This is a genomic window from Geobacillus sp. LYN3 (genome assembly GCF_003064505.1).
GTDB lineage: Bacteria > Bacillota > Bacilli > Bacillales > Anoxybacillaceae > Parageobacillus_B > Parageobacillus_B toebii.
Window position 1 is genome coordinate 1 of sequence record NZ_QCWL01000039.1, and the last position, 1,948, is coordinate 1,948.

Sequence of the window (1,948 nt, forward strand, 5' to 3'; positions counted from 1 at the left end):
TACCAACTGTGGATAATTTGAAAATCCCTATTTTGACGAAAAACTTTGAAATATACTCTTCATAGCTGGAAGAACAGTGTCTAGTGCTGTTTGCAAGTAATTCATATGCTATAATACAAAGAAATACAAACGTGCCAAAAGGGTGGCGTTTCGATTTGTCGATAAATGGAAATCTTTTTTCACGCTCGAGGGAAGCATGTTTTATTTTAATAGAGGGACTCTTCTACAAGGGTCGAATAAAAATAAATAGGAGAGAAACATGAGTAGAAGTCGAGCCCTTTGATGATTTACCACTAAACGGTTATTCTCGGTTAACGAACATGAAAATAGTGATGAACAAAAGGAGAAAGGAGAATGAAAACATGGCATTTTTGCAAAAGATAGAACCGTATGTCGTCAGTGGCGATCCGATCGTTCAGCAATTCGTTTTGCAAGCGCTCGAGGAATATCCACACGTTCCGAACGAGTGGACGGAGCGGCTAATCGAAAAGGCGGTGCGTTCGCATGGGAAACATAGAGAAATATTATGGGATTTGCGGAATCATTCGTTAAGCGAAAGGGCTTTGTTGCTGCTGATCGAAGGATTGAAGAGGGAAAAGGCCGGAGAAGCCCGTCCGTATTTCAACTTGTTGGATAATGTCGAGCCCGCATTGGCCATCAAATATAAAGCAGAATTAAAGCCATATATTTCTAATGGGACATGGGAACTGTATGAGCTTCTATTGCACGGAACAAAGGAAGAGGTATGGCGCGAATATGAGCGCATGCTGGCTTTGTTGGAGGGGAATGTTTCCTATAACGATTTGCAGTTTCGAAGAACGAAAAAAATTGCTGCCGCGCTTGTCCGGAATGGCTGGATGACCGAGGCGGAGATTGATGATATTTTGCAAGCAGAAAAAGAAGAATGGTTTTCGTTTGCTGGTGTTTTTGCCGTGTACGCCGCCGGACGATTGAAGCTAGAAAAGCATATTCCGCTGCTGGCTAGTTTGTTAGTCAAGGATGATGATATTCTTTTGGAAGAAGTTGTTTCGGCGTTACTTGGGTTTCAGTCGGATGCCGTTGTCAAGGCGGTTGCGCCGTATGTAGAGAAACAAGAATCCGTTATTTTTGCGATTTCTGTGCTTGCCAATACCAAATCCACGCTTGCCGTTGACGTGCTGAAAAACGCCTACAGACGGGAAATGGATGACGATATAAAGTCATTGCTGTTTGAAGCGCTTTGCCAACAGCTTTCCGAAGAAGCGCTGCCGGAAATTAACGAATATATGGAAAAAAGACGGAATGCTGCTATGATTGATACAGAGCTTATCGCATACGGTTTTTATCGGGTGATGGGGATCGAGCACCCGAATCTCGAGAAATGGGGACAAATAGCTCTCGAAAAAGAAAAGAGATATGAACAACTGCAACATCAACTCCCCCTGAAAGTCCCTTATCGCAACGTAAATAAAATCGGACGCAATGATCCGTGCCCGTGCGGGAGCGGGAAGAAATATAAGAAATGCTGCGGGGCATAGGGGAGAGAGGACGTTAACTTAAAAGGTTTGTTTTATCTCAAGTGGATCGCCCACAAATACGTTCAACCATCGAATGGTATTATGTCAAGAAAATAGACACGTGAAATCGAGGAAAATTTAAAAATCCTACTACCACATTTCTTTTGGTGGCCTCTTGAGAAGGAGAACGGTTTGGTAAACCCTTCCCTTCTCAAGAGGAAAGATGCCCCTTATATCGTGACTTGTGGAGAGATGCATTGCGGCTTTTGTCCTTGCTAATGAGCCGAATCAAGTGTGGGCGGCGGATATCACGTGTATTTGGACGAAAGAAGGATGGCTGTATTTAGCTTTGATCATGGATTTGTTTTCCTGTAATTGTGTCTATATAAGTTGAATTAAAGATTTACAACTGAACACACAAACGATCGATCGTTTGTTCTGGTTTCTGGTTG

The 1,948-nt window shown here is 42.9% G+C and carries 1 protein-coding gene and 1 pseudogene; both read left to right on the top strand.

The window, feature by feature from the left end; translation table 11 throughout:
• Nucleotides 1-362 precede the first annotated feature (362 nt).
• Complete coding sequence (locus tag DCC82_RS17785; protein ID WP_199222367.1) at nucleotides 363-1,517, top strand: SEC-C metal-binding domain-containing protein; 1,155 nt, start codon at nucleotides 363-365, stop codon at nucleotides 1,515-1,517.
• A gap of 259 nt (nucleotides 1,518-1,776) precedes the next feature.
• Nucleotides 1,777-1,890: pseudogene (locus DCC82_RS18795) on the top strand (DDE-type integrase/transposase/recombinase); the annotation flags it as partial.
• Between the last annotated feature and the right edge of the window lie 58 nt (nucleotides 1,891-1,948).

Excerpts from the sequence above, each read along its gene's own strand:
- DCC82_RS17785 (WP_199222367.1), top strand. The coding sequence starts at position 363 with ATGGCATTTTTGCAAAAGATAGAACCGTATGTCGTCAGTGGCGATCCG.